The sequence below is a fragment of the Caballeronia sp. INDeC2 genome (genome assembly GCF_023631325.1).
Classification (GTDB): domain Bacteria; phylum Pseudomonadota; class Gammaproteobacteria; order Burkholderiales; family Burkholderiaceae; genus Caballeronia.
This window is the reverse complement of record NZ_JALQDG010000030.1, coordinates 229244-253501: the sequence shown is the minus strand read 5'-3', so window position 1 is coordinate 253501 and position 24258 is coordinate 229244. Positions and strand designations below refer to the sequence as shown.

The 24258-nt window shown below is 63.4% G+C and carries 28 protein-coding genes; 13 read left to right on the top strand and 15 right to left on the bottom strand.

Going from position 1 to position 24258, the window contains the following annotated elements:
* Positions 1-71: 71 nt before the first annotated feature.
* A complete protein-coding gene (locus NCS28_RS19665; RefSeq protein WP_250515548.1) occupies positions 72-1334 on the top strand; it encodes an amidohydrolase in 1263 nt (420 codons plus the stop codon).
* Between the two features lie 10 nt (positions 1335-1344).
* Here the strand turns inward: NCS28_RS19665 and NCS28_RS19660 are convergent, their stop codons facing one another.
* The 3 genes from NCS28_RS19660 to NCS28_RS19650 all read right to left on the bottom strand — a co-directional run bounded on the left by NCS28_RS19660 (position 1345) and on the right by NCS28_RS19650 (position 4113).
* Positions 1345-2646: an SUMF1/EgtB/PvdO family nonheme iron enzyme gene (locus NCS28_RS19660; protein ID WP_250515429.1), complete on the bottom strand. Its 1302-nt coding sequence runs from the start codon at positions 2644-2646 to the stop codon at positions 1345-1347.
* 167 nt (positions 2647-2813) lie between these two features.
* Positions 2814-3533: a helix-turn-helix domain-containing protein gene (locus NCS28_RS19655; protein WP_250515428.1), complete on the bottom strand. Its 720-nt coding sequence runs from the start codon at positions 3531-3533 to the stop codon at positions 2814-2816.
* A 106-nt stretch (positions 3534-3639) separates the two neighbouring features.
* A complete protein-coding gene (locus NCS28_RS19650) occupies positions 3640-4113 on the bottom strand; it encodes a universal stress protein (RefSeq protein ID WP_250515427.1) in 474 nt (157 codons plus the stop codon).
* 17 nt (positions 4114-4130) lie between these two features.
* Between NCS28_RS19650 and NCS28_RS19645 the strand changes: the two genes are divergently transcribed.
* The 4 genes from NCS28_RS19645 (at position 4131) to NCS28_RS19630 (ending at position 8711) form a co-directional block, all read left to right on the top strand.
* On the top strand, positions 4131-4307 hold the full coding sequence (locus NCS28_RS19645; protein WP_250515426.1) for a hypothetical protein: 177 nt from the start codon (positions 4131-4133) through the stop codon (positions 4305-4307).
* Between the two features lie 74 nt (positions 4308-4381).
* Positions 4382-5911 carry an MFS transporter gene (locus NCS28_RS19640; RefSeq protein WP_250515547.1) on the top strand — a complete coding sequence of 510 codons (1530 nt, stop codon included), beginning with the start codon at positions 4382-4384 and terminating at the stop codon, positions 5909-5911.
* Between the two features lie 230 nt (positions 5912-6141).
* On the top strand, positions 6142-7716 hold the full coding sequence (locus NCS28_RS19635) for an aldehyde dehydrogenase (NADP(+)) (protein WP_250515425.1): 1575 nt from the start codon (positions 6142-6144) through the stop codon (positions 7714-7716).
* 56 nt (positions 7717-7772) lie between these two features.
* Positions 7773-8711, top strand: a complete 939-nt coding sequence (locus tag NCS28_RS19630; RefSeq protein ID WP_250515424.1) for an SMP-30/gluconolactonase/LRE family protein — start codon at positions 7773-7775, stop codon at positions 8709-8711.
* Here NCS28_RS19630 and NCS28_RS19625 read toward each other — a convergent pair.
* The 3 genes from NCS28_RS19625 to NCS28_RS19615 all read right to left on the bottom strand — a co-directional run bounded on the left by NCS28_RS19625 (position 8708) and on the right by NCS28_RS19615 (position 10380).
* Positions 8708-9133, bottom strand: a complete 426-nt coding sequence (locus tag NCS28_RS19625; RefSeq protein WP_250515423.1) for a GNAT family N-acetyltransferase — start codon at positions 9131-9133, stop codon at positions 8708-8710. The two genes, NCS28_RS19630 and NCS28_RS19625, sit on opposite strands and share 4 nt — an antisense overlap.
* An 89-nt stretch (positions 9134-9222) precedes the next feature.
* Positions 9223-9822: a short chain dehydrogenase gene (locus NCS28_RS19620; protein WP_250515422.1), complete on the bottom strand. Its 600-nt coding sequence runs from the start codon at positions 9820-9822 to the stop codon at positions 9223-9225.
* Positions 9823-9924: 102 nt separating this feature from the next.
* Positions 9925-10380: a hypothetical protein gene (locus tag NCS28_RS19615; protein WP_250515421.1), complete on the bottom strand. Its 456-nt coding sequence runs from the start codon at positions 10378-10380 to the stop codon at positions 9925-9927.
* 176 nt (positions 10381-10556) lie between these two features.
* Between NCS28_RS19615 and NCS28_RS19610 the strand changes: the two genes are divergently transcribed.
* Complete coding sequence (locus NCS28_RS19610) at positions 10557-10706, top strand: hypothetical protein (protein WP_250515420.1); 150 nt, start codon at positions 10557-10559, stop codon at positions 10704-10706.
* Between the two features lie 57 nt (positions 10707-10763).
* Here NCS28_RS19610 and NCS28_RS19605 read toward each other — a convergent pair whose 3' ends face one another.
* Positions 10764-11384 (bottom strand): DUF3005 domain-containing protein, encoded by a 621-nt coding sequence (locus NCS28_RS19605; protein ID WP_250515419.1) that lies wholly within the window; start codon positions 11382-11384, stop codon positions 10764-10766.
* 281 nt (positions 11385-11665) lie between these two features.
* Here NCS28_RS19605 and NCS28_RS19600 point away from each other — a divergent pair, with 281 nt between their 5' ends.
* Together NCS28_RS19600 and epsC are read left to right on the top strand one after the other, a co-directional pair.
* The gene (locus NCS28_RS19600; RefSeq protein ID WP_250515418.1) at positions 11666-11899 is read left to right on the top strand and encodes an HlyU family transcriptional regulator; all 234 of its coding nucleotides are present in this window, start codon (positions 11666-11668) and stop codon (positions 11897-11899) included.
* Between the two features lie 136 nt (positions 11900-12035).
* Positions 12036-13016, top strand: coding sequence for a serine O-acetyltransferase EpsC (epsC, locus tag NCS28_RS19595; protein WP_250515546.1), 981 nt, complete (start codon positions 12036-12038; stop codon positions 13014-13016).
* A gap of 57 nt (positions 13017-13073) precedes the next feature.
* On the opposite strand, the gene folE is transcribed toward epsC, so the two are convergent.
* The 4 genes from folE to NCS28_RS19575 form a co-directional block, all read right to left on the bottom strand.
* Entirely contained in the window at positions 13074-13724 is a 651-nt protein-coding gene (gene folE / locus NCS28_RS19590; protein ID WP_250515417.1) for a GTP cyclohydrolase I FolE, read from the bottom strand.
* 81 nt (positions 13725-13805) lie between these two features.
* Positions 13806-14009 carry a hypothetical protein gene (locus tag NCS28_RS19585; protein ID WP_250515416.1) on the bottom strand — a complete coding sequence of 68 codons (204 nt, stop codon included), beginning with the start codon at positions 14007-14009 and terminating at the stop codon, positions 13806-13808.
* Positions 14010-14081: 72 nt separating this feature from the next.
* Positions 14082-14525, bottom strand: coding sequence for a VOC family protein (locus NCS28_RS19580; RefSeq protein ID WP_250515415.1), 444 nt, complete (start codon positions 14523-14525; stop codon positions 14082-14084).
* Positions 14526-14539: 14 nt separating this feature from the next.
* Positions 14540-14971, bottom strand: a complete 432-nt coding sequence (locus tag NCS28_RS19575) for a YybH family protein (RefSeq protein WP_250515414.1) — start codon at positions 14969-14971, stop codon at positions 14540-14542.
* 164 nt (positions 14972-15135) lie between these two features.
* Between NCS28_RS19575 and NCS28_RS19570 the strand changes: the two genes are divergently transcribed.
* Entirely contained in the window at positions 15136-15771 is a 636-nt protein-coding gene (locus NCS28_RS19570; RefSeq protein WP_250515413.1) for a TetR/AcrR family transcriptional regulator, read from the top strand.
* A 15-nt stretch (positions 15772-15786) separates the two neighbouring features.
* Here the strand turns inward: NCS28_RS19570 and NCS28_RS19565 are convergent, their stop codons facing one another.
* The 3 genes from NCS28_RS19565 to NCS28_RS33545 form a co-directional block, all read right to left on the bottom strand.
* Complete coding sequence (locus NCS28_RS19565) at positions 15787-17163, bottom strand: aspartate aminotransferase family protein (protein ID WP_250515412.1); 1377 nt, start codon at positions 17161-17163, stop codon at positions 15787-15789.
* Positions 17164-17178: 15 nt separating this feature from the next.
* Entirely contained in the window at positions 17179-18513 is a 1335-nt protein-coding gene (locus NCS28_RS19560) for a glutamine synthetase family protein (RefSeq protein ID WP_250515411.1), read from the bottom strand.
* Positions 18514-18598: 85 nt separating this feature from the next.
* The gene (locus NCS28_RS33545; protein WP_502801217.1) at positions 18599-19048 is read right to left on the bottom strand and encodes a hypothetical protein; all 450 of its coding nucleotides are present in this window, start codon (positions 19046-19048) and stop codon (positions 18599-18601) included.
* Positions 19049-19062: 14 nt separating this feature from the next.
* Here NCS28_RS33545 and NCS28_RS19550 point away from each other — a divergent pair, with 14 nt between their 5' ends.
* From NCS28_RS19550 to NCS28_RS19535, 4 genes are read left to right on the top strand one after another with little or no spacing between them, the layout of a single operon-like run.
* The gene (locus NCS28_RS19550) at positions 19063-20943 is read left to right on the top strand and encodes an ABC transporter permease (RefSeq protein WP_250515410.1); all 1881 of its coding nucleotides are present in this window, start codon (positions 19063-19065) and stop codon (positions 20941-20943) included.
* Positions 20940-21725 carry an ABC transporter ATP-binding protein gene (locus NCS28_RS19545; RefSeq protein ID WP_250515409.1) on the top strand — a complete coding sequence of 262 codons (786 nt, stop codon included), beginning with the start codon at positions 20940-20942 and terminating at the stop codon, positions 21723-21725. Before NCS28_RS19550 ends, NCS28_RS19545 begins: the two co-directional genes overlap by 4 nt.
* Entirely contained in the window at positions 21716-22429 is a 714-nt protein-coding gene (locus NCS28_RS19540) for an ABC transporter ATP-binding protein (RefSeq protein ID WP_250515544.1), read from the top strand. The genes NCS28_RS19545 and NCS28_RS19540 overlap by 10 nt, the downstream gene beginning before the upstream one ends.
* A gap of 34 nt (positions 22430-22463) precedes the next feature.
* Positions 22464-23654 (top strand): ABC transporter substrate-binding protein, encoded by a 1191-nt coding sequence (locus NCS28_RS19535; protein ID WP_250515408.1) that lies wholly within the window; start codon positions 22464-22466, stop codon positions 23652-23654.
* A 4-nt stretch (positions 23655-23658) separates the two neighbouring features.
* On the opposite strand, the gene NCS28_RS19530 is transcribed toward NCS28_RS19535, so the two are convergent.
* Complete coding sequence (locus NCS28_RS19530) at positions 23659-24231, bottom strand: DNA-3-methyladenine glycosylase (RefSeq protein WP_250515407.1); 573 nt, start codon at positions 24229-24231, stop codon at positions 23659-23661.
* Positions 24232-24258: the final 27 nt, after the last annotated feature.

The window sequence follows — 24258 nt, the reverse complement described above, 5'->3', positions numbered from 1 at the left end:
GCATCATGTTACACACTTCGCTCGAATTCCACTTCCGTCGCGGGCACGCCGGCGACATCGAGGAGCGATACATGAAGATAGACGCGCAACCCATGCTGTCCGGCATCGACGCGCTGTTGCCGGAACTCGAAGAGGTCTACAAGGATCTGCATCGCAATCCTGAGCTTTCGATGCAGGAAGTCAGGACATCGCGGATCGCGGCGCAATGGCTCGAGCGCCATGGTTTCGAGGTGACGCGCGAGGTGGGCGGCACGGGCGTCGTCGGCGTGCTGCGCAATGGCGAGGGCCCCACGGTCATGTTGCGCGCCGATATGGATGCGCTTCCCGTGGCCGAGGCTTCCGGACTTCCCTACGCGAGCACGGTGCGCGAAACGGGCGAGCACGGCGAAGCCGTGGGCGTGTCGCATGCGTGCGGCCACGACTTTCATGTGACATGGCTGATGGGCGTGGCGCGGCAGTTGAACGAAACGCGCGCGCACTGGAGCGGGACCGTACTCGCGGTGTTTCAGCCCGGCGAAGAGGCCGGCGTCGGCGCGCAGCGCATGATGCAGGACGGGATGACGGAGCGCTTTCCGAAGCCCGACATCATCCTCGGTCAACATGTGGTGCCGGGGCGAAGCGGCACGGTCGGCTATCGCGCCGGTGCGATTCTCGCGGCGGGCGACAGCATGCAGGTCCAGCTCTTCGGCCGCGGCGCGCATGGCGCGTTGCCGCAGATGTCGGTCGATCCGGTCATCATGGCCGCGTCCACGACGTTGCGGCTGCAGACGATCGTCTCGCGGGAGATCGGCGCGCTCGACAGTGCGGTGCTGACGGTCGGATCGTTACAGGCGGGCGTGAAGGAAAACGTGATTCCCGAGGACGCGACGATCAAGCTCAATCTGCGCACTTACGACGAAGATGTTCGCGAGTACATGCTGTCGGCGATCCGGCGCATCTGCTGCGCGGAGTGCGCGGCGTCGAACGCGCCTCGCGAACCCGAATTCACGACGTTGAGCACCTATCCGCTCACCGACAACGATCCCGACGCCACCGCGCGCGTCGCCGAGGCGTTTCGCGCGCACTTCGGCGAGCGCGCGTTCGAGACCGCGCCGACGCCCGCGAGCGAAGATTTCAGCGTCTTCGGTCGCGAGTGGCGGACGCCTTACGTTTATTGGGTCGTGGGCTGCATCGACGACGCGATCTACGACGCGGCGCTGCGCGAAGGCACGGTAAATCACATCCCCGGCAATCATTCGTCGCGCTTTGCGCCGGCGCTGCATCCGACGCTTGCAACGGGGGTTGAGACGATGATGGCGGCGAGTTCGGTGTGGTTGCGTGGTGAGCCGAGCTAGTCCCGGCCACTCACGCCTTCACACACCGAAAACCCGCATACACATACTGATAATGCGCCTGGAACCAGTTGCGAAAACTCGGCCGCAACATGCACGCGGCCGTGCGCGGCGAGCCGCCTTTCATCACGAAGTGCTTGCCGTCGAAGAAATTCGCCGAGTAGCCGAGATAAAACGGAAACGGCTCGAAGCCTTGCAGCGGCCCGAATTCGGTCGACGTCCATTCCCATCCATTGCCGAATTGTCCTTCGACGCCGAACTCGCTTCGATTCTCCGGATGCGCCTGCACCGGCGACGGATCCCATCGGCGGAAATCGAAGTTGCCCTCGGTCACGTGCGGCGTACCGAGCGCCGCGCGCTGCCACTGCGCTTCCGTCGGTAGTGACTTGCCCGCCCAGCGCGCATACGCCTTCGCTTCGGCATGGCTCACGTACACGGGCCAGTCGGGCGGCAGCGCAATTTCATCGAACATCGTGCACAGCTTCCACGCATCCTGCGCCTCGTCTGCGTCGCCGGGAATCCAGAAAGCCGGATGCGCAATGCGCTGCTCTTCCTTCCACGCCCAGTCCGCGGCGTCCCAGAAGTCGCGATTCCAGTAGCCGCCTGCATCGATGAAACGCAGATACTCGCCGTTGGTCACCATGTGGCGGTCGATCTCGAACGCGGGCACGTCGATGCGTTCTTCGCCGAATTCGTTGTCCCAGCCGAACCGGCCGCTTTCGCGTGTCAGCCCGAGCGTCACGCTGCCGGCCGGCACGATCACGGTGTCGTACTTCAGTTCGCGATCGGACGCACGCTCCGAACGGGCATCGGATGGTGCAATTTTTCTATCGGCCGTCAATTGATGCAGCATGTACGCGAGCGTTTCGGCATGCATCAGCCGATGTTCGATCGCGACCTCCAGCAATTGCGCGGGCGATTCGCCGGCGCGAACCGGGTCGGCTGCAACCTTGATCGGATCGAATTGCGCGTCGATCACCGCGCGAACCGCGTCCCGGTACGCGCGCACCTCGTCGAGCGACGGCCAGTCGGACGGCTGATCGGTCGGCAGGCCGCCATCCACCGGATCGATGCCGAAGGCGAACAGCTGGTCGTAGGCGGGATTCGGGCTCGGCAGGTCGAAGAGCCGCTGATCGAGCAGATTGCGGTCGAAGGCTTCGAGATGCCCGATGTAGAAGACAATGCGATGCCGCTCGGCGATCGGCCTGTCGTAAAGATGTTCGGGCTTGACGACCTCGAAGAGTTCGTCGGTCACGCGGCGCGCCTCGGCGAGGCGCTCGAGCAGCGGATGACGCAGGGAAGGTTCGCGGTTCATGTCGCCCAATCTCCGTGGCTGGCCAGTTGGCTTCGCATTCGACCATAGCCGGCGCAAACGCGCCCGATCGGCCGAACAAAAGAGACTAAACCTTAGCGAACCGCATGCCAACCGAAATATGGGCGGCGATTATTTCCGCGAACGCAATAATCGCGGGCGATGTTCCGTCAAACGGCGCGCAGGGCGTCGAAGTCGCGGATACGTATGAATTTGCCCTGCGTCTCGATCACGCCAGCCTTGTCGAAGCGCGACAGCGTGCGGCTGACCGTTTCGAGCGTCATGCCGAGGTAGCTGCCCATGTCGTCACGGGTCATGCGCAGCGTGAATTCCGACGACGCATACCCGCGCTTCGACAGCCGCGACGACAGGTCGAGCAGCAGCCGCGCGACCCGTTCGTCGGCGCGCAACATGCCGAGCCGCACGACGTGATTCGCCTCGCGATTCACCGCGTGGCTCATCATGCGATGCAGGCGCCGTTGCAGCGCGTCGGTTTCGCGGCACATGCGCTCGAAGAGCGAATAGGGCACGACGCAGACGGAACTGTCTTCCAGCGCGATCGCAGCGCACGTATGCTCGCCTTCCTCGATGCCTTCGAAGCCGAGCGCGTCGCCGGCGAGCAGCAGTCCGGTTACCTGTTCGCGGCCGCCGTCGTGCGTGATGACCGTCTTGATCGACCCGGAGCGCACGGCGAACAGGGAATCGAAGCGGTCGCCGGCGCGAAAGAGCGCGTCGCCGCGCTTGACCTTGCGCGTCACGGAGATGATGTTCTCGAGTTTGGCGATATCGTTGGCGCACAGGCCTTCGGGCATGCAGAGATGCCGCATCGCACAGGTCGAGCAATGCGCCGAATTGCGTCGCGCGCGGGAAGTGTCAGACAAGGCGGTCATTTTGGGCTTCGTTTGTTGATGAATGACAAAACGATTGTCCCATAGGCCCCGACCCCGGCTGCGCGAGAAATTGACGCGGCCAGGGCATCCGTCAAACTTGTTTATCTTATTGGGTTGCTTTTTCGCGTGGCTCGCCAGCTGCCGACGGTATCAGCAGCACCGGCAACGTGGCCTGCCGCAGACACCTCTCCGCGACGCTGCCGAGAATCAGACGCTGGAAGCCTTTGCGCCCATGCGTGCCCATGATCAGCAAATCGGCGTCGAAGGCAGTTGCCGCGTTGATGATGAGCGTCGCGACGTCGTCGCTCGCGGTGGCTTCGACCGTCACGACTTCGCCGCTCACGCCGCGCGCTTTCATCTGATCGGCGGCTTCGCGCGCGAGCGACGCGCCTTGCTCCATCAGACTCGCGTGCAGCGACGAGGGATCGTAGCCGGGCACGTCGAGGTACATCGGTCCGGCCTCGACGACGTAATACGGCTGCACGACCGCCTGATGCGTGACGGCGAGATCGAGCGCGGCGGTGAAGGCGCGCTCGGAGGTCCGGCTGCCGTCGATGGCGACGAAAATGCGTTTGAACATGACGGTTTCCCCATTGAATGAACGATTGGCGCACGGCATGCGCCGTCTTTCATGATTCGCATGATAGAGCGCGGGCCTCGCACCGCCGCGCCGCTTTTTTGCGAGAAGTCGATCTGGCGCAAGGCAAGCCGTACAATTCCTGGTTCTTCGGTATCGGCGCCTTCTTAAAACCCGGCGGCGCGATCTCTTTTTAGCACTTCGCAAGCCATTCCGCCCGACCGTGACTCAAACGCCGCCCGCTTTACCGTTCCGAACCGCGCTCTACGCGATGCTCGGCATCGGCCTCGTCAACATGCTCGTCGCGCTCGATCAGACGGTGGTCAGCACCGCGTTGCCGTCGATCGTCGCGGAGCTGCACGGCTTCGAGTTCTACGCGTGGATCGCGAGCGCCTATCTGCTCGCGTCGGTCGTCACGGTGCCGGTGTTCGGGCGGCTCGGCGATTACTTCGGACGCAAGCGCTTCGTGCTCGCGGCGGTGATCACGTTCACGGTGGCGTCGGTGCTGTGCGGGCTCGCGCCCAACATGCTGTTCCTCGTGCTCGCGCGCGGGCTGCAAGGCATCGGCGGCGGGATGATGGTCGGCACCGCGTTCGCGTCGATTCCCGATCTGTTTCCCGATCCGCGCACCCGCGTGCGCTGGCAGGTGGTGCTCGCGGCGGCGTACGGCATCGGCACGGCGGCGGGGCCGTCGCTGGGCGGCTGGATGAGCCAGCACTGGGGCTGGCGCTCGACCTTTCTCGTGAATCTGCCGGTCGGCGCGGCGGCGCTCTACTTCATCTGGGCGCATCTGCCGAATCTGCACCGGCCGCGCGAAGGCGACGTGAAAATCGACTGGACGGGCGCGGCGCTCGTCGCGCTCGTGCTAGGCGGGTTCCAGGCGCTGATCGAGGCGCTGCCGAAAGACGGCCTCACGACCGCCAATATCGCGCTCGCCGCCGGCGTGGCGGTGTGCGCCGTGGCGCTCCTGATCTGCGAGCGGCGCGCGACGCATCCGATCATCCCGCTCGACATCTTCCGCGACGCGCAGCTCAACACGCTTTTCACGCTGTCGTTCCTGGCGGGCTTCGTGATGTTCTCGCTGATCTTCTTCACGCCGCTCCTGTTGCAAGGCGGCTTCGGTCTTTCGCCGCAGGCCGCGGGTCTGCTCGCGACGCCGATCGCCGCGTGCATCGCGCTCGGCAGCTTCATCAACACGCGCATCGTCATTCATATGCGCAAGCCGGTGAACATTCTTTCGATCGGCTTCACGCTGCTTCTGTTCGCGTCGGTCGGGCTCGCGTTCGCGCGTGAATCCACGCCCCATCTCTGGATCGAGCTGCCGATGGCCGCGACCGGCATCGGCCTCGGCTTCGTCCTCAACAACATGAACATCTTCGGGCAGGAGATCGCGGGCCGCGAGCGCTTCGGAATCACCACGGCGCTCCTGCAATCGACGCGCATGGTCGGCGGGATGATGGGCACGAGCATCGTCGGGACGATCGTCGCGCATCACTACGCGAGCGTCGTGGCGCGCACGGTCAGCGTGCTCGGCGCGCCGGCGGCGGCGCAATGGCTGCCGCGCCTGTCCGATCCGCGCATTCTCGTCGACGAAGCGTTGCGCGAGCACGTCCTCGCCGACCTCAGCGCAGCCGGCCTCGATGCGCCCGCGCTCCTCGACGCCGCCCGCGACGCGCTCGTGCAATCGATCCACATCGGCGTGATGCTGACGGCGGTCGCGGCGCTCGTGGCGGCGCTGCTGGTGCGGCGCATCGCGCACATCACGTTCAAGAAACACGCGACGCCCGTCGCGAAGTCCTGAAAGGCAATCTTTAATAAGCGGTTCGTCGCGCCTATAGTTTCTGCGTCGCCGGACGGACCGCTTTTCAACTCGGCCAAGACCGCGCACCGCGCTTGCTTCAGTGACCCGGAGGGCGGTTCGCACGTCTTGCGCGGAACGCTTGCGCGGGCCGCGGGTCACTCGCTTTAGCGGGCGGCCGCGCGACGCGCCTGCCGCCCACCGCCAACAGACATGAGCAATGAGGAGCTGACATGAAGATCACCGGAGAGATGTTGATCGGCGCATCGGCCGTGCGGGGCACCGACGCCACGCTCCGCGCGTTCGACCCCGCGCGCAATGCCGATCTCGAGCCCGCGTTCGGCGGCGGCGGCGCGGCGGAAGTCGCGCGCGCGTGCGAGCTTGCCGAAGCCGCTTTCGACGACTATCGACACGCGCCGCTCGAAACACGCGCGCAGTTTCTCGAAGCGATCGCGGACAACATCATCGCGCTCGGCGACACGCTGATCAAGCGCGCGATGGCCGAATCCGCGCTGCCGAAGGCGCGCCTCGAAGGCGAGCGCGCCCGCACGGTCGGGCAATTGCGCCTGTTCGCGTCGCTCGTGCGCGAGGGCCGATGGCTTTCCGCCACGCTCGATTCGGCGCAGCCGGACAGAAAGCCGCTGCCGCGTTCGGACCTGCGTTTGCAAAAGATTCCGGTCGGGCCGGTCGCGGTGTTCGGCGCGAGCAACTTTCCGCTGGCGTTTTCGGTGGCGGGCGGCGACGCGGCGTCGGCGTTCGCGGCAGGGTGTCCCGTCGTCGTGAAATCGCATCCGGCGCATCTGGGCACCTCGGAACTCGTCGGGCGCGCGGTGCAGAAGGCAGTCGCGGACAACGGCTTGCCCGAGGGCACGTTTTCGCTCGTCGTCGGCGCGGGCAATGCGATCGGCGAGGCGCTCGTCGCGCATCCGGCGATCCAGGCGGTCGGCTTCACCGGTTCGCGGCGCGGCGGGCTGGCGCTCGTCGATATCGCGGCGAAGCGGCCCGTGCCGATTCCCGTTTTCGCCGAAATGAGCAGCGTCAATCCGGTGTTCGCGTTGCCGGGCGCGCTGGCGGCGCGCGGCGATACGCTGGCGTCGGGCTATGTCGATTCGGTCACGCTGGGCGTCGGCCAGTTCTGCACGAATCCGGGCCTCGTGATCGGACTCGCGGATTCGGATCTCGACGATTTCATCGACAACGCCGCGGCGGCGCTCGAAAAGAAGAGCACGCAGACGATGCTGACGGCGGGCATCGCGGCGGCGTATGAGGACGGCGTCAAGCAACGCGATGCGGCCGCGAAGCGCATCGCGACGGGCGAACAGGGCGAGGCGCCGAGCGGCGCGCTGCCGGCGCTGTATCGCGTGAGCGCGGAGGAATTTCTCGCGAAGCCGCAACTCGCGGAGGAAATTTTCGGGCCGACGTCGGTGATCGTCGTATGCCGCGACGAGGACGAGATGATTCTCGTCGCGCGCAGTCTCGAAGGTCAACTGACCGCGACGCTCCTGATGGAAAACGACGACATCGAACTCGCGCGGCGGCTCTTGCCGGTGCTCGAGCGCAAGGCCGGGCGGATTCTCGCGAACGGCTTTCCGACGGGCGTCGAAGTGTCCTACGCGATGGTGCACGGCGGCCCCTATCCGGCGACTTCCGACAGCCGCTCGACCTCGGTCGGTGCGATGGCGATCGAACGTTTCCTGCGGCCGGTGTGCTATCAGGATTTGCCGGCGGCGCTGTTGCCGGAAGCGCTCGCGGACGACAATCCGCTCTCGCTCTGGCGCTTGCGCGATGGCGAACTGGGCCCGAATTGATCCGCGCGGCGAATAGAATGCGTTTTCGGACCATCCAATAAAGGAGACAAATCCACATGACGAGCGACTCGCGCCGCTACCCCGATCCGGCCGTGCGCGTGCTGGACCCGCGCTTCAACGCGCTGCGCATTGCATCGGCGTCGGTGGAATGTCTTTATCAGGGCGCGCGCTGGTCCGAAGGGCCGGTCTGGTTCGGCGACGGCCGCTATCTGCTGTGGAGCGATATTCCGAACAATCGCATCCTCCGATGGGACGAGGAGAGCGGTCAGGTCGGCGTGTTCCGCAAGCCGTCGAACAACGCAAACGGCAACACGCGCGACCGCGAAGGGCGGCTCGTAACGTGCGAGCATCTGGCGCGGCGCGTGACGCGCACCGAATACGACGGCTCCATCACCGTGATCGCGGACCACTACGACGGCAAGCCGTTCAATTCGCCGAACGATGTCGTCGTGAAGTCGGATGGCTCGATCTGGTTCACCGATCCGACCTTCGGTATCGACGGCTTCTACGAAGGCGAGAAGCACGACGCGCAACTGAAGCCCTGCGTATATCGCGTCGATGGCAAGAGCGGCGAAATCACGATGATGATCGACGCTTTCACCGGTCCGAACGGCCTCGCGTTCTCACCGGACGAATCGGTGCTGTATGTAGTCGAATCGCGCGCGACGCCGCGCAAGATCTACGCGTTCGACGTGCTCGACGGCGGTCGCAGACTCGGCGAGCCGCGTTCTCTTATCGATGCTGGAGCGGGCACGCCCGACGGCTTTCGGGTCGACATTCACGGCAATTTGTGGTGCGGCTGGGGCATGGGCGACGCTGAACTGGACGGCGTGCGAGTGTTCACGCCGCAAGGCGAGGCGATCGGCCATATCGATCTGCCGGAGCGCTGCGCCAACGTGTGCTTCGGCGGGCGGCATCGCAATCGCCTGTTCATGGCGGCGAGCCACGGGCTTTATGCGCTCTATGTCAACACGCAGGGCGTCAAGGGCGGTTAAGCCTTCGCGATCTTTTCCATGATGCGCTCGGGATGACGGCTCGCGGTGAAGCCGTGGCGCGCGTAGAGCCCGTGCGCGTCGGACGTGACGAGCATCATGCGGCGCAGTCCCTGCAAATCGGGATGCGCCATCACGCATTGCATCATCCATTTTCCGAGGCCCGCGCCCTGATGCTCGGGCAGCACGAAGACATCGGCGAGATAGGCGAAGGTCGTTCTGTCCGTGATCATGCGCGCATAGCCGATCTGCGCGGCACCGCGAAAAAGGCCGAACGCGAGCGAATGACGCGCGGCGCGCTCGACCTTTTCACGGGCGATGCCTGGCGACCAGTACGCCACTTCGCTCAGGTAACGGTGCACGACATCGAAGTTGAATTCATCGATGTCCGTGCTCAGCCGATAGTCGTCCTGGGTCCACTGCATCGCATCGCTCCAAGGCCTTCGTGAAGCGCCGAGCATAAGCGATCGACGCGCCGTGCTCCATGCACACTTCGCGTCTGTCAGTTTCAGTGTCAGTGCACGTTGTAGATGCGCCCGCTCTCCGCGCCCTCGACGCTGCGGCTGTACGCCAGCGCCACGCGGGCGCCGCTCGCCGCCTCGAAGCCGCGGAAATACGGGCCGAAGCTTTCGCGAGCTTCTTCGAGCATCGTCGGACTCACGGCGTTGATGCGCAGGCCGCGGGGCAACTCGATCGCCGCGCCGCGCACGAAACCTTCGATCGCGCCGTTGACGGCCGCCGCGCTCGCGCCTTCGCGAATCGGCGCCGCGCCGACGATGCCGCTCGTCAGCGTGAACGAGCCGCCGTCGTTCAGATAGTCGCGCGCGGTGAGCACGAGGTTGACCTGGCCCATCAGCTTGTCGTTGAGGCCGAGGCGGAACTGCTCGGGCGTCATCTTCACTAGCGGGCCGAAATGCACGTGACCGGCAGTCGCGACGATCGCATCGACGCGGCCGATTTCATCGAAGAGCCGCTTGATGCTGTCGAGATCGAGCAGATCGACGCGATGCGCACCGCGTGTTGCGCCGATTTCGAAGACTTCGTGACGGGCTTTGAGTTCGGCGGCGACCGCCCGGCCGACCGTGCCGGTCGCACCGATGACAGCGATTTTCATGACTGGGCTCGCAACGGTTGGTGAACTTGCATTGTGCGGGCGAGCGGACGCGCGAAAAAGGCGCGTCCGCTTCAAGGATTGCAAACCCGACGTTTCGAATCGCTATCGGGTTTCGCGTCGCGCGGGCATCGGCGAAAGGAGATAGAGCGATGCCGCGAACTTGCAGACGAGCGCCGCGCCCGACACGAATGCCGCTGCCGGGAAGACATGCCATTGCAACGCGAGCGTGGGCGCGACGAGCGCGACCGAAGCGAAGCCGAGCGCGATGCTGAGCCAGCGCGCCCATTGGAACCGCGACGCGACGCACACATACAGCAAGCCGACCAGCACGCGCGACGCAACCGATGCCGCGAGCGGATGACTCGGCGCATCCCCGGGAAGACCGATCGCGAGCGTCAGCGCAAGTTCGGCCCACGAGAGCGCGTAGGCCGCACCGAGACATGCAATCGCGGATGTGAAGCGCTGCTCGGGCGTGGCGAGATGGTGGGTGGTCGCCTGAAGCGGCGCGCCTTCATCGGATTCCGCTGGATAGGCGTCGTATGCGTTGAGCGTCGTCATCTGGTCTTTCCCCTTATTCCAATCGAGGCTTTGCTCGGCCGTTTTGTGGAGCCGCGATCGCGTTTGCTGCGATGCGGCGCTTCGTTGGCCGTCTCCATGCGCATACGGCGTGCCTGCTCCGAGGAACAAGCATTGCTGTGCATCATGTCGCCGAGCAACGACTCAAGGAGCGAGCAATGGGCAACACCACGGAACAAAATCCGCATTCGGAACGTGACGAAGAGGATGTGGACAAGGCGGTCGAAGACACGTTTCCCGCGAGCGACCCGCCTGCGACGGGCGGCGTGACGCGCATCGAATCCGACGAGGAGAAAAAGAAAGATTAGAACGAAAAGAGCCGCATATTCCATGCGGCTCTTTGCTTATGCGCCCGTGCCCGGCTTTCAGCTACGTTCGATCTCGAACAGCCGCGAAGGCCGCATATGATTGAGCGCATAGTGCTTGCGCCCACGCAACGTGTGGCCGTGCTCATCGCGGCCTTCGAAGCGGATCTTGTCCTCGACCTCGGGCACTGTCGGCGCGACCATGCCGCGATCGATCATGCGATAGCCGCGTGCGAGCGCAAGCAAAACGCCGTTGCGTCCAGGACGGCTGTCGAAACCGCCGAGGCCGTCACCCGGTTCGGGAACGTAGTTCACCGGCGTCGCATTCGAATTGATCACCGAATCCGGTTCGCGCGCGAGCATCTCCGATTCGCGCCTTGCGTGAATGCTTTTCGCGTCGGCATCGACGGTGTCGTCGAGTCCGTCGTCGTTTGCGACATCGACGCCGCGCGGCGACTTCTCGTAGAAGCCCTGCGGACCGATATGCATGCCTTCCTTCGTCCTTTCCATTCTCACGGCCGCGCCCGCGCCCGCATGCGCTTCGCTGCCCGAAGCGGCCTTCATCGCGTCGCCAATCTTCACATGAGCGGTTTCCGCGGCGGGCGTTTTGATGGGGCTGTCGGCGACTTGATCCTTCTGCTTATCCTGCGTCTGCGACTGGTTCGATTCAGCGTTGTTCATCGCGTTGCTCCATTGGACGTAACTGATCAAGCTCTTACGCAAAACTCGTTCCGGCTATTTGGCGACGGAACCGCGAGCCTTGCCGGAAGGCGGCTCAATCGATAGCCGAAATTTCCGGCTTTTTTTTCGTCCCCAAGACTATTTGCTGCAAGTATTATTTGGAACCTGTCGGCGGCAAAGCGCAACACTGAAGACGCGAGCAATGAGGAGAGCGCGTTTCGTTGCCGTCGAAGAAGAGCAATGCGACTCGAACGAGCAGGGCACTTTCACACAGGTGACTCATGCAACACGATGCAGCCTTTTCACATCGAGGCTACCTTCTGAACTGCGCGCCCGCCCGGGCCGGAGATGGCAGCTACCAGCCGTATGTGGTGATCTCGCGATCGAGCGATGGCGAGCTCGTCGCGAACCGCTTCTTTCCATCCGACTTGCGGTTTCGCAGCGAGGACGATGCCATCGCGCACGCGCGCGACTGGGCCGTGCGGTGGATCGACGCAAGCAACGTAACCGTGTGAGCGATCTCCGCATGAGACCGTGTGAACGCATACGCGCGAGCCGCCGGGCGGCAAGGTTCCCCAAAACCGGTTAATCTTGACGTTTCCTCCGCCGTGCATGAGCGTGGCGGCTGCTTATCCACGTTTCATGGCCGACATGCAGAACACGCCCACGCCCGGCATCGTACCGCCCCTCGACACATCCCGCGACACGCCTCAGGAATGGGGCCTCGCACATATCGTCGCGGACTTGCGCCAGTCGCGCGAAGAACTGCATCGCACGCGGCATCCGCTCGGCATACGTGAATTGCCTTCACGCGAGGCGATCGTCAAGATCGTCAACGGCTTGCGCTCGGCGCTCTTTCCCACGCATTACGGCGCGCCCGATCTGACCGACGAAAGCGTCGATTACTACGTCGGGCAGACGCTCGAAAGCACCTTGCGTCTGCTGCACGAACAGATTCGCCGCGCGCTGCGCTTCCTGCCCGAGCATCGCGATACGAGCGATGCCGCGATCTCCGCGCAAGCCTTCGCGGTCGCGCGTGAATTTGGCGCGCAGTTGCCGCAGATCCGCGCGCTGCTGGTCAGCGATATTCAAGCCGCCTTCACGGGCGATCCCGCCGCGCAGCACGTCACCGAGATTCTGCTGTGCTATCCGGGCATCTGGGCGATGACGCATCATCGTCTCGCGCATGCGTTGCACAGGCTCGGCGTGCCGCTGCTCGCGCGCTTCATCAACGAGATCGCGCACTCGCTGACGGGCATCGACATTCACCCGGGCGCAACCATCGGGCCGAGTTTCTTCATCGATCATGGTACGGGTGTGGTAATCGGCGAGACGGCGGTGATCGGGCAACACGTGCGCGTCTATCAGGCCGTGACGCTCGGCGCGAAGAGCTTTCCTTCGATGAGCGATGGCTCGCTCGTCAAGGGCAACGCGCGGCATCCGGTCGTCGAGGACGATGTCGTCATCTATGCGGGCGCGACGATTCTCGGGCGCGTGACCATCGGCAAAGGCTCGGTCATCGGCGGCAATGTGTGGCTCACGCACAGCGTGCCGCCGGGCAGCAACGTATCGCAGGGCAAGATTCGCGAGGGCAGCGGGCCGGACACACCGGGTAACGGATTCGGCGCATGAAAACGACGAAAGGGCCACGGGGCCCTTTCTCTTTGCGCATGCGTTTAGCAGGCGACGTTATGTATTCGACACGCTGAACGCGTTCTGATCGCTGACGATGGAAAGAAATTCGCGCCGGGTGGATGGATCGTCGCGAAACGATCCGAGCATGCGCGACGTGACCATCGACACGCCTGCCTTGTGCACGCCGCGCGTCGACATGCATTGATGCGCGGCTTCGAGAATCACGCCGACGCCGAGCGGTTGCAGCACTTCGTTCAGCGTATCCGCGATCTGTGCGGTCATCTTCTCCTGAATCTGCAAACGCTTCGCAAAGGCATCGACGAGACGCGCGAGCTTCGAAATGCCGACGACGCGCTTGTTCGGAAGATACGCGACATGGGCGCGACCGATGATCGGCACCATGTGATGTTCGCAATAACTTTCGAAACGAATGTCCTTCAGGACGATCATCTCGTCATAACCTTGCACTTCGGAAAACGTGCGCGCGAGGATATCGTGCGGATTTTGCGTATACCCCGCGAAGAACTCTTCATACGCACGCACGACGCGGCCCGGTGTGTCGAGCAAGCCTTCGCGCTTCGGGTCGTCGCCGGCCCAGCGCAACAGAACGCGCACGGCGGCTTCGGCTTCCTCTCGGGTCGGACGATCGGCTTGTTCAGCTGGCATGTCCGAACCTGAAAAATGGTTTTTGCGCGGGGCGCTCATCGAAAGCTCCTGTCATCAAGGTGCAATTAGTGCATCTGGCACCCCGCCATTGTTCCACGTTTCGGAAGGTCGATATGCGTGTCAGGTTTTTCCGCCTCCATCGATGCCCGAACCCGTGCGCCATGCCTTTTTGCCTTCCTCCGACAACTGGCCGCTGCTGTGATCCTTGTCGGGTTGCGTGCCGGGTTCGGCCATAGACCCGCCCGGCTGTTCCTGCGAGGTTTGTTCCTTGCCCTTGCGCTGCGCAATGCGGTCTTCCTGAGAACGTCCGGCGTAATTGCTCATGTCGCGGCTCCTTTTGAATTGATGCGATGAAAGGCGCGCAAGAGACGTTCCAGCCAATGCTTCAGCGGAGCATCAAGCGGGCTTGCCTTCGACGCCGCCAAGCACCATCCACGAGATGCCGAACTTGTCGGCAACCATACCGAAGCGCTTGGCGAAGAACGTTTGCGTCATGGGCATCTGCACTTGACCGCCGTTGGACAGCGCGTTGAAGTATTTTTCGGCCTGCTGTTCGTCGTCAGCCGTGAGCGAGAGCGATACGCCCTTGAACTCCGGCTTGCCGCTGCACATGCCGTCGGAACCCATCAGCAGCGAATCGCCGACGGTGAAAGCCGAATGCATGATCTTGTTTTCCGATTCCGGCGGAAGGCCGCAACCGCTGGCCGTTTCAGCCTTGCCGGCTTCCGGGTTTTCGCTGAAGCGCATCATCATGAGGACTTGCGCGCCCAGATTCTCGCGATAGAACGCGATCGCCTCTTCGCAGCGGCCTTCAAAAAACAAATAGGGTTGCACTTGCATATCTGCTCCTTGAGTTATGACGTTTCGTCAGGGTCCATGTCCATGTTGAGCGGCACCGATGCGTGCTCGTGCACCACACGCCAGTCGCCGTCGATCTTCCTGAAGCACACGGTGGCGCGCACGATGTCCTCCTGCTCGCCTACGGCAACGTGGTTGACGGAGTACGCGTAAGCCAGATCGCCGCTCGCCGCGACTTCCACGTCCCGCATCTCGAACGCAAGCGGGCCTTTCATGCTGTCGAACCAGCGCCGCCAGTTCTCGCGATAGTGCTCGATGCCCTGAATGAACGCGGGCGGCACGACGTCGAAAACGACGACATCCGGCGCGTAGTGGCTCACGAGCGCGTCGACGTCTTTCGCGAGCACTGCCTGCCGCCACGCTTCGATCAGTTCGCGAATGCGCGCGACATCTTCATTCGCCTGCGCACGATCGTTCGGCTTCGACATGATTGCCTCCTTCGTATGACGGCCGCATCGCACACGATGCCGCCGCGTCGTGACAATGCAACGGCAAACACGAATGCGAAAATTATTTTCCTTGTGGACACCGTCCACAAAAAGTAGCAGAGATAATGGACACTGTCCACATAAGGAAAGCCCGACGAATCAAGATGACAAATGGCAAGCCGCGCAGCACGTATCGGCATGGGGATTTGCGACGCGCGCTGATCGATGCGGGCATCGAACTGGCGCGCGAGGGCGGGCCGGATGCGATCGTCCTGCGCGAAGCCACGCGTCGCGCGGGCGTCGTTCCGAACGCGGCCTATCGTCACTTCGAGAGCCGTCAGGAATTGCTATCGGCGGTGCGCTCGGCGGCGCTGTCGTTCGTTGCGCAGGCGATGGAAGAGGAACTTGCGGCGCGCCCCAAAAAGCGCCGCCGCGCCGATGCGGCACGCGCCGGATTGCGGGCGATCGGAACGGGTTATTTGCGCTTTGCGCAGACGGAGACGGGGCTGTTCCGCACCGCTTTTGCCGCACCGCAAGCGGAATGGGCGGAACATGAAGCGCCGTATGGCGCGGGGCCGAGCGGACTCGATCCGTTTCAGTTGCTCAGTCGCGCGCTGGATGACATGGTGGACGCGGGCGTGCTCGATGCAAGACGCAGGCCCGAAGCGGAATATCTCGCATGGAGCGCGGTGCACGGCTTCGCGCTGCTCGTGATCGAAGGCCCGTTGCAGGGTTTAAAGCGCGCGCAGATCGAACCGCTTGCCGCGCGCTTGCTCGATATGGTCGAGAGCGGGCTTTGAAGCGCAATCGCGCCGCTAAGCGGCGTTCCTGATAATGCGTGCCGTTGCGTCGATCGCGGCCTTTGCCTTGTCGACGATTTCGTCTATCTCATCGTGCGTGACGACGAGCGGCGGCGACAGCAACATGCGATCGTGACTCGCGCGCATCACGAGATTGCCCGCGAAACAGAAGTCCCGGCATATCGTGCCAATATCGTCACCGTTCGAAAAGCGCTTTCTCGTCGCGCGATCTTCGGCAAGCTGAATGCCCGCGACGAGCCCCGCGCCCGCAATCTCGCCGACGATCGGATGATCGCCCAGCGCATCGTGCAGCCGCTTCTGGAAATACGGCCCCGCATCGTGCTTCACGCGCGCGACGATGCCTTCGTCGCGCAACAGCTTCAAATTGGCCACCGCGACCGCCGCCGCGACCGGATGCCCCGAGTACGTGAAGCCGTGATTGAATTCGCCGCCGTTCACGATGGCATCCGCGATGCGATCCGACAGCGCGACGGCGCCCATCGGCACATAACCGCTCGTGAGACCTTTGGCCATTGTGATGACATCCGGTTCGAAACCGAAATGCTCGTGCGCGAACCATTCGCCCGCGCGCCCGAATCCGCCGATCACTTCATCGGCGATCAACAGCACGTCATGCTTGCGGCAGATGCGTTCGATTTCGGGCCAATAGCTCGACGGCGGAAAGATGACGCCGCCCGCGCCCTGAAACGGCTCGCCGATGAACGCCGCGACGTTCGAAGCGCCCAGCTCGAGAACCTTCTCTTCGAGCTGGCGCGCACGCACGATGCCGAATGCTTGCGCATCCATCGCGCCGCCTTCGCCGAACCAGTATGGCTGATCGATATGCGCGACATGCTCCACCTTCGATGACATCTGCTCGTGCATGTAGCTCATGCCGCCGAGCGTCGCGCCCGCGATGGTCGAGCCGTGATACGCATTCGTGCGAGCGATGACGTAACGCTTCATCGGCTGACCTTGCACGGCCCAATAGCGATGCACCGCACGTAGCGCCGTATCGTTGGCTTCCGAGCCGCTGTTGCAATAGAGGAAGCGATTGAACTTCGCAGGCGCGATCTCCGCGAGCAGCGCGGACAATTCGATCACCGGCAGATGCGTCGTCTTGAAGAAGGTGTTGTAGTAGGGCAGTTCTTGCAGTTGCTTCAGCGCGGCATCGGCGAGTTCGCGGCGTCCATAACCCACGTTTACGCACCACAGCCCCGCCATGCCATCGATGATGCGATTGCCTTCCGAGTCGTAGAGGTACACGCCCTCGCCCTTTACGATCACGCGGCTGCCCGTTCGATTGAGCGCGTCCATATCCGAGAAAGGATGCAGATGATGCGCGGCGTCGAGCGCGCGGTAATGCGCCGTCGAATCGATTCGATCGTTCATGTCGTCGTCTCCTTCTCAAACGTGTAATAGAAGATGTTTGCGTTCCCACGAACTGATCACGCGAAAGAACGCTTCGTATTCGGTTTCCTTCAACGCAAGATAGGCGCGCACGAATTTCTCGCCGAACATGTCGGCAAGCGGTTCGCACGCGCCCATCAACGCGAGACCTTCATCGAGATTGCGGGGCAATTGATACGGCTGGCGATAGCCGTCGCTCGCGAGCGGCTCAGTCGGCTCAAGATGCCGAGTCATGCCGAGATAACCGGCGGCCAGTGTCGCGGCGATCGCGAGATACGGATTGCAATCCACGCCCGGTATGCGATTCTCGATGCGTCGCGCTTGCGGCGACGCATGCGGCACGCGAAATCCGACAGTGCGATTGTCGTAGCCCCATTGCACATTGATCGGCGCGGCCATGAAGCGCGATAACCTGCGATACGAATTGATGTAAGGCGCGAAGATAGGCATGAGCGCGGGCGTATATTTCTGCAAGCCCGCAATGTAGCTATAGAACAGTCCGGTCGGTTCGCCTTCGTGATTCGTAAAGAGATTGCGCCCCGTCTCTTCATCGACGACGCTCTGATGAACATGCATCGCCGAACCTGGCTCGTTCTCCATCGGTTTCGCCATGAAGGTCGCGTACATCTTGTGACGCAGCGCCGCTTCGCGCACCGTGCGCTTGAAGAGAAACACGCGGTCCGCGAGATTGAGCGCGTCGCCATGCATGAAGTTGATTTCCATCTGCGCCGCGCCCACTTCATGAATCAGCGTGTCCACTTCGAGCTCCTGCACCTCGCAATACTCGTAGATGTCTTCGAAGAGCGGATCGAATTCGTTGACCGCATCGATCGAATACGCCTGACGTCCCGTCTCCGCGCGCCCGGTTCTGCCGACGGGCGGCTGCAAGGGCAGATCGGGATCTCGATTCATATCGACGAGAAAGAATTCGAGCTCGGGCCCGACGACGGGACGCCAGCCTTTCGCGGCGAATTTACGCAGCACTTCGCGCAATACGCGTCGCGGCGAAATCGCGACGGGCGTGCCGTCGAAATGCACGCAATCGTGGATGACTTGCGCCGTGGGATCGGTGGCCCACGGTATCAGGCGGATCGTTGCGGGATCGGGCACGCAGACCATGTCGGGATCGGTGACGCCGGTGAAGCTGCCATCGACGGGATAGTCGCCCGTGACGGTCTGGATCATCACGGCTTGCGGCAGGCGCATCGATTCGCCCGATTCGAACTTGCTGCGCGGAATGATCTTGCCGCGCGCGGTGCCGGCCATGTCGGGAATGATCGCTTCGACTTCGGTGATGCGATGTTTGCGGAGGAATTCGTCGATGCGTTCCATGTTCGTTCTCGTGTTTTCACGGCGCGCACGCTTCCACGGCCTTCGCGATACATCGCAAAGGCGCAAAGAAGAAAGGCGCGCGCATTCACGCGTGCAGACGCACGCGCGCGGACCAGTCAGTTAAAAAGGGGAAAGCGGAAAGAGGCGCTACGGCAGCAGCGAAGCCGCGCCGACGCAATGCACGGCGATGAACGCGCGCGCGGAAATGGCGTTGCGACGCCGCACGCAGCGGCGAGAGAGGACGGTCAGAACCGACGGGAAGCGGCGATCGGGAAGCTTGCCGCAGCGATCGGCGCAGGAGCCGCGGCTCCGACGTGCCAGAGGGCTTTGGACTTTCACGATAAGACTCGTTTGGCGAGTTGATTTGCAGAGCGATTGCCGATGCCGACAAATGCCCTTCAATGAGCATATACAAGCCATAAACGCCGTCAATACGTTTTTTCCAGCGGCCGCGCGCGTGGCCATTTTGTCGAGCAGGGAACATGTCGCTCAATTCATCGATAATGTCGGCTCTTTCCGCCGATACGCTCACCAAGGCCACAGAGCCCGATGCTCGCCAACCTGCTAGTCCAATTCGTCAACGGCCTCGCCGACGCCTGCGCGCTTTTTCTCGTCGCGTCGGGGCTGTCGCTTATCTTCGGCGTCACGCGCATCGTCAACTTCGCGCATGGCTCGCTCTATATGCTCGGCGTGTATGTCGCGTATAGCCTGACGAGCCGCTTCGGTGAGAGCGTCGCGGGCTTCTGGGCGTCGATGATCGGCGCGGCGCTCGTCGTCGGCGCGATCGGCGCGGCGATCGAAGTGAGTGTGCTCAGGCGCATCTATCGCGCGCCCGAGCTGTTTCATCTGCTTGCCACATTCGCGCTGGTGCTGATCATTCGCGATGCGGCGCTCTATCTGTGGGGACCGGAAGATTTGTTCGGCCCGCGCTCGCCGCATCTTGAAGGGGCCGTGCAGATGCTCGGCCATGCGCTGCCCGCTTATAACCTCGCGTTGATCGTCATCGGACCGCTCGTGCTGCTCGCGCTGTGGTATGCGCTCACGCGCACGCGCTGGGGCACGCTCGTGCGCGCAGCGAGCGCGGATCGTGAGATGCTGGGCGCGCTCGGCGTCAATCAGGCGTGGCTTTTCACCGGCGTGTTTTTCGTGGGCGCGTTGCTCGCGGGGCTCGGCGGCGCGCTGCAGGTGCCGCGCATGTCGGCGAATCTGTCGCTCGATATCGACACCATCGGCAATGCGTTCGTCGTCGTCGTGGTCGGCGGCATGGGTTCGATTCCCGGCGCGTTCGTCGCGGCGCTCCTGATCGCGGAGATCAAGGCGATGTGCATCGGCATCGGGCATGTGTCCATCGCGGGCATCGACTTCTCGCTGTCGAAGTTCACGCTGGTCGCGGAGTTCGTGGTGATGGCCGTCGTGCTCGTGCTGCGTCCGTGGGGACTCTTCGGGCGCGCACAGACGATCGCACGTACTGCCGCGCCCGCCGACCGGCCCTTGCGTCCCGCCGCGCGCAACTTGAAGATCGCCGCGACTGTCGCGGTAATCGCGCTTGCGCTCGCGCCGCTCGCCGCCGATGCTTTCCCGTACATGCCCGTGCTCTTCGTCGAGATCATGATCGCGGTGCTGTTCGCGGCGAGCCTGCACTTCATCATGGGGCCCGGCGGCATGCACTCGTTCGGTCACGCGGCGTACTTCGGTCTCGGCGCATACGGCGCGGCGCTGTTTCTCAAAGTATTCGCGCTGCCTATGGAAGCCGCGCTCGTGCTCGGTCCGCTCATCGCGGGCGTCGGCGCGATCGTGTTCGGCTGGTTCTGCGTGCGTCTGTCGGGTGTCTATCTGGCGATGCTGACGCTCGCGTTCGCGCAGATCGTCTGGTCCGTCGTCTTCCAATGGGATGCCGTGACGGGCGGGAGCAACGGCATACTCGGCATCTGGCCGTCGCCGTGGCTTTCGTCGCCTGTCGCGTTCTACTACCTCACGCTCGTGTTCGCCGTGATCGGCGTGTGGCTTCTGCGCCGCATGCTCTTCTCGCCGCTCGGCCTCGCGATGCGCGCGGGCCGCGATTCGCCTTTGCGCGCCGAGGCCATCGGCATCGATGTCGCGCACGTGCAATGGGCCGCGTTCGTCGTCGCTGCATTGGTATGCGGGCTCGCGGGCTCGCTCTACGCGTTCTCGAAGGGCAACATCTCGCCCGAGGCGATCAGCGTGGGCCGTTCCGTCGATGGCCTCGTGATGGTCCTGCTCGGCGGCATTCAGACGCTCACGGGTCCGATCGTCGGCGCGAGCGTGTTCACGTGGCTACAGGACACCGTCGCGCGTCAGACCGATTACTGGCAAGCGCTGCTCGGCGCGGCGATCCTCGTGCTCGTCATCGCGTTTCCGCAAGGCATCGCGGGCTTCGTGCGCGAGCGCTTCTTCCGGGAGGCGCAATGACGCTGCTTTCGATCGCGCGTCTGTCGAAGTCATTCGACGGCGTGCAGGCCGTGGACGACGTATCGTTCGATCTCGAAGCCGGACAGTTGCTCGCGCTGATCGGCCCGAACGGCGCGGGCAAATCGACGTGCTTCAACATGATCAACGGTCAACTCAAACCGGGCGCGGGCGCGATCCGTTTCGACGGCCGCGACATCGCGGGCATGCGTCCACGCGATATCTGGCGGCTGGGCGTGGGCCGCACGTTCCAGATCGCCGCGACCTTCAACTCGATGACCGTGCTAGAAAACGTGCAGATGGCGTTGCTGTCGCGCGAACGGCGCATCTATCGTCTTTTCGGGCGCGTCGCGTCGTTCAGCGAAGCCGAAGCGATGGCCTTGCTCGGTCTCGTCGGCATGACGGCGCACGCGCGGCGCAGTTGCGCGGTGCTCGCATACGGCGACGTGAAGCGCGTCGAATTGGCGATCGCGTTAGCGAATCATCCAAAGCTCTTGTTGATGGACGAACCGACAGCGGGCATGGCGCCGCAGGAGCGCAATGAATTAATGGCGCTCACCGCGCGTCTCGCCAAAGAGCGCAACATCGGCGTGCTGTTCACGGAGCACAGCATGGACGTGGTGTTCTCGCATGCGGACAAGCTCATCGTGCTCGCGCGCGGCCGTCTCATCGCACAAGGCGATGCAGAAGCCATTCGCAACGATGAACGCGTGCGGGAGGTTTATCTCGGCACGGGCGCATCGTTCGCGCCGCGTGCGGCATCGGGCGCGGGAGCATCGACATGACGCTATTGAAAGTCGATGCGTTGAACGCGTTCTATGGCCGCGCGCAGATCCTGTTCGACGTCGGCTTCGAAGTCGGTCGCGGCGAAGTGGTCGCGCTGATGGGCCGCAACGGCGCGGGCAAATCGACGACGATGAAAGCCGTGATGGGGCTCTTGTCGCGCGTATCGGGCGCGGTGTCGTTCATGGGCGAGAACATCGCGGGCATGGCGCCGTATCGCATCGCACGCAAGGGGTTGGGTTACGTGCCGGAAGATCGCCGCGTATTCGGCGACCTCACCGTGATGGAGAATCTCGATACGGGCCGGCAGCCGCCGCGCGACGATGCGCCGTTATGGACGCCAGACAAGCTCTTTCGCGTGTTCCCGAATCTCGGCGAAATGCGCAGCCGTCGCGCGAGCCGCATGAGCGGCGGCGAGCAGCAGATGCTTACCGTATCGCGCACATTGATGGGCAATCCGCGCCTCGTGCTGCTCGACGAGCCATCGGAGGGTGTCGCGCCCGTCATCGTGGAACAGATGGCCGATATGATTCTCGAACTGAAGCGCGAAGGGCTCGCGATTCTTTTGTCGGAACAGAACCTGCATTTTGCGGAACTCGTCAGCGATCGTGTCTATGTGCTGGAAAAAGGCCAGATACGCCATGAAGGCGCGATGGACGCATTCGCACGCGACGATGCCGCGCGCCGCGAATTCCTCGGCGTATGAACGAATCACATCCAAACAGAGAGGACGAAACCCGATGACGCCAACGCGCCTAACATTCGCCGCCATCGCAGCGAGTCTCGCATTCGCCGCGCACGCCGACACCATCAAGATCGGCGAGATCAATAGCTACAAGGCACAGCCTGCGTTTCTTCTGCCGTACAAGAACGGCTGGAATCTCGCGCTCGACGAGATCAACGCGGCGGGCGGCGTGAACGGCAACAAGCTCGAAGTCGTTTCGCGCGATGACAACGGCAATCCCGGCGATACCGTCCGCGTCGCACAAGAACTGGTCGCGCGCGAGCAGGTGAAGTTATTGTTCGGCGGTTATCTGTCGAATACGGGCCTCGCGCTCGCGGACTACGCCAAGCAAAGGCGCATCTTCTTCCTCGCCGCCGAACCGCTCACCGACAAGATCGTCTGGCAGGACGGCAACAAGTACACGTATCGTCTGCGCCCGTCGACATACATGCAAGTCGCGATGCTCGTGCCCGAAGCGGCGAAGCTCAAGAAGAAGCGCTGGGCGCTCGTCTATCCGAATTACGAGTACGGCCAGTCGGCGGTGGCCACGTTCAAGCGTTTGCTGAAGGCGGCGCAACCGGATGTCGAATTCGTCGCGGAGCAGGCCACGCCGCTCGGCAACGTCGATGCGGGCGCGGTCACGCAGGCGCTCGCCGACGCGAAGCCCGACGCCATCTTCAACGTGCTGTTCAGCGCGGACCTGGGCAAGTTCGTGCGCGAGGGCAACACGCGCGGGCTCTTCAAGGATCGCGCGGTCGTGTCGCTCTTGACGGGCGAGCCGGATTACCTCGATCCGCTCGGCAAGGAAGCGCCGGTCGGCTGGATCGTCACGGGTTATCCGTGGTATTCGATCGATACACCGGAGAACAAGAAGTTCGTCGCCGCCTACGAGGCGAAGTATCACGACTATCCGCGCCTGGGCTCGGTCGTCGGTTATACGGCGATGATGTCGATCGCCAACGGCCTGAAGAAAGCCGGCTCGCCCGATGCGGACAAGCTCGCCGCCGCATTCAAGGGCTTGCCCGTCGATACGCCGTTCGGTCCGATCACGTATCGCAAGCAGGACAATCAATCGACGATGGGCGCGTATGTCGGCGTGACGGGCCAGAAGGACGGCAAGGGCGTGATGACGTCGTTCCGTTATGTCGACGGCGCGAGCGTGCAGCCATCGGATGATGAAGTGAAGAAGCTGCGTCCGGCGGACTGACGCATCACGCCTTGGGAAAGGGCTTGCTGACGAACTTCGAACCGGCGAGCCCGAAGCGCCAGGGCACGTCCATCGCTTTCGTAATGCCGATGCGCGGTCCGTGCACGATCGGGAAGTCTTGCTCGGGCGGCTCGATATGAAACGGCGCTTCGAGCAGCGACATGCCGTTGTTCCTGTGCGTGATGCCGAGCGCTTGCGCGGCGCGGCCGGGCCCCGAGCATAGAAGCTTGATCGGTTCCAGTCCGCGGCGCTCGCGCATCTCGTCGATGCCGACGAGCGGCTCGATCGCGCGAATCAGCACGCCGGCGCCGTGGCCTGTCTCGCGGCACACGAAGTTCAGGCACCAGTGGATGCCGTAGGAACGATAGACATAGGCATGGGCGGGCGGCCCGAACATGACCGCATTGCGCGGCGTCGGCCCGGAGAAGCTATGCGAGGCGGGATCTTCGCGGTCGTAGGCTTCCGTTTCGACGATGCGGCCGCCGACGCCGTCGACGGTCACGATCGCGCCGATGAGGCGTTGCGCGACGATCTCGGACGGCGCATGGAAATCGATGGGTTCGGGCTTCCTGTTCACAAGCGGTATTCTAGCCGCGGCCGTGCC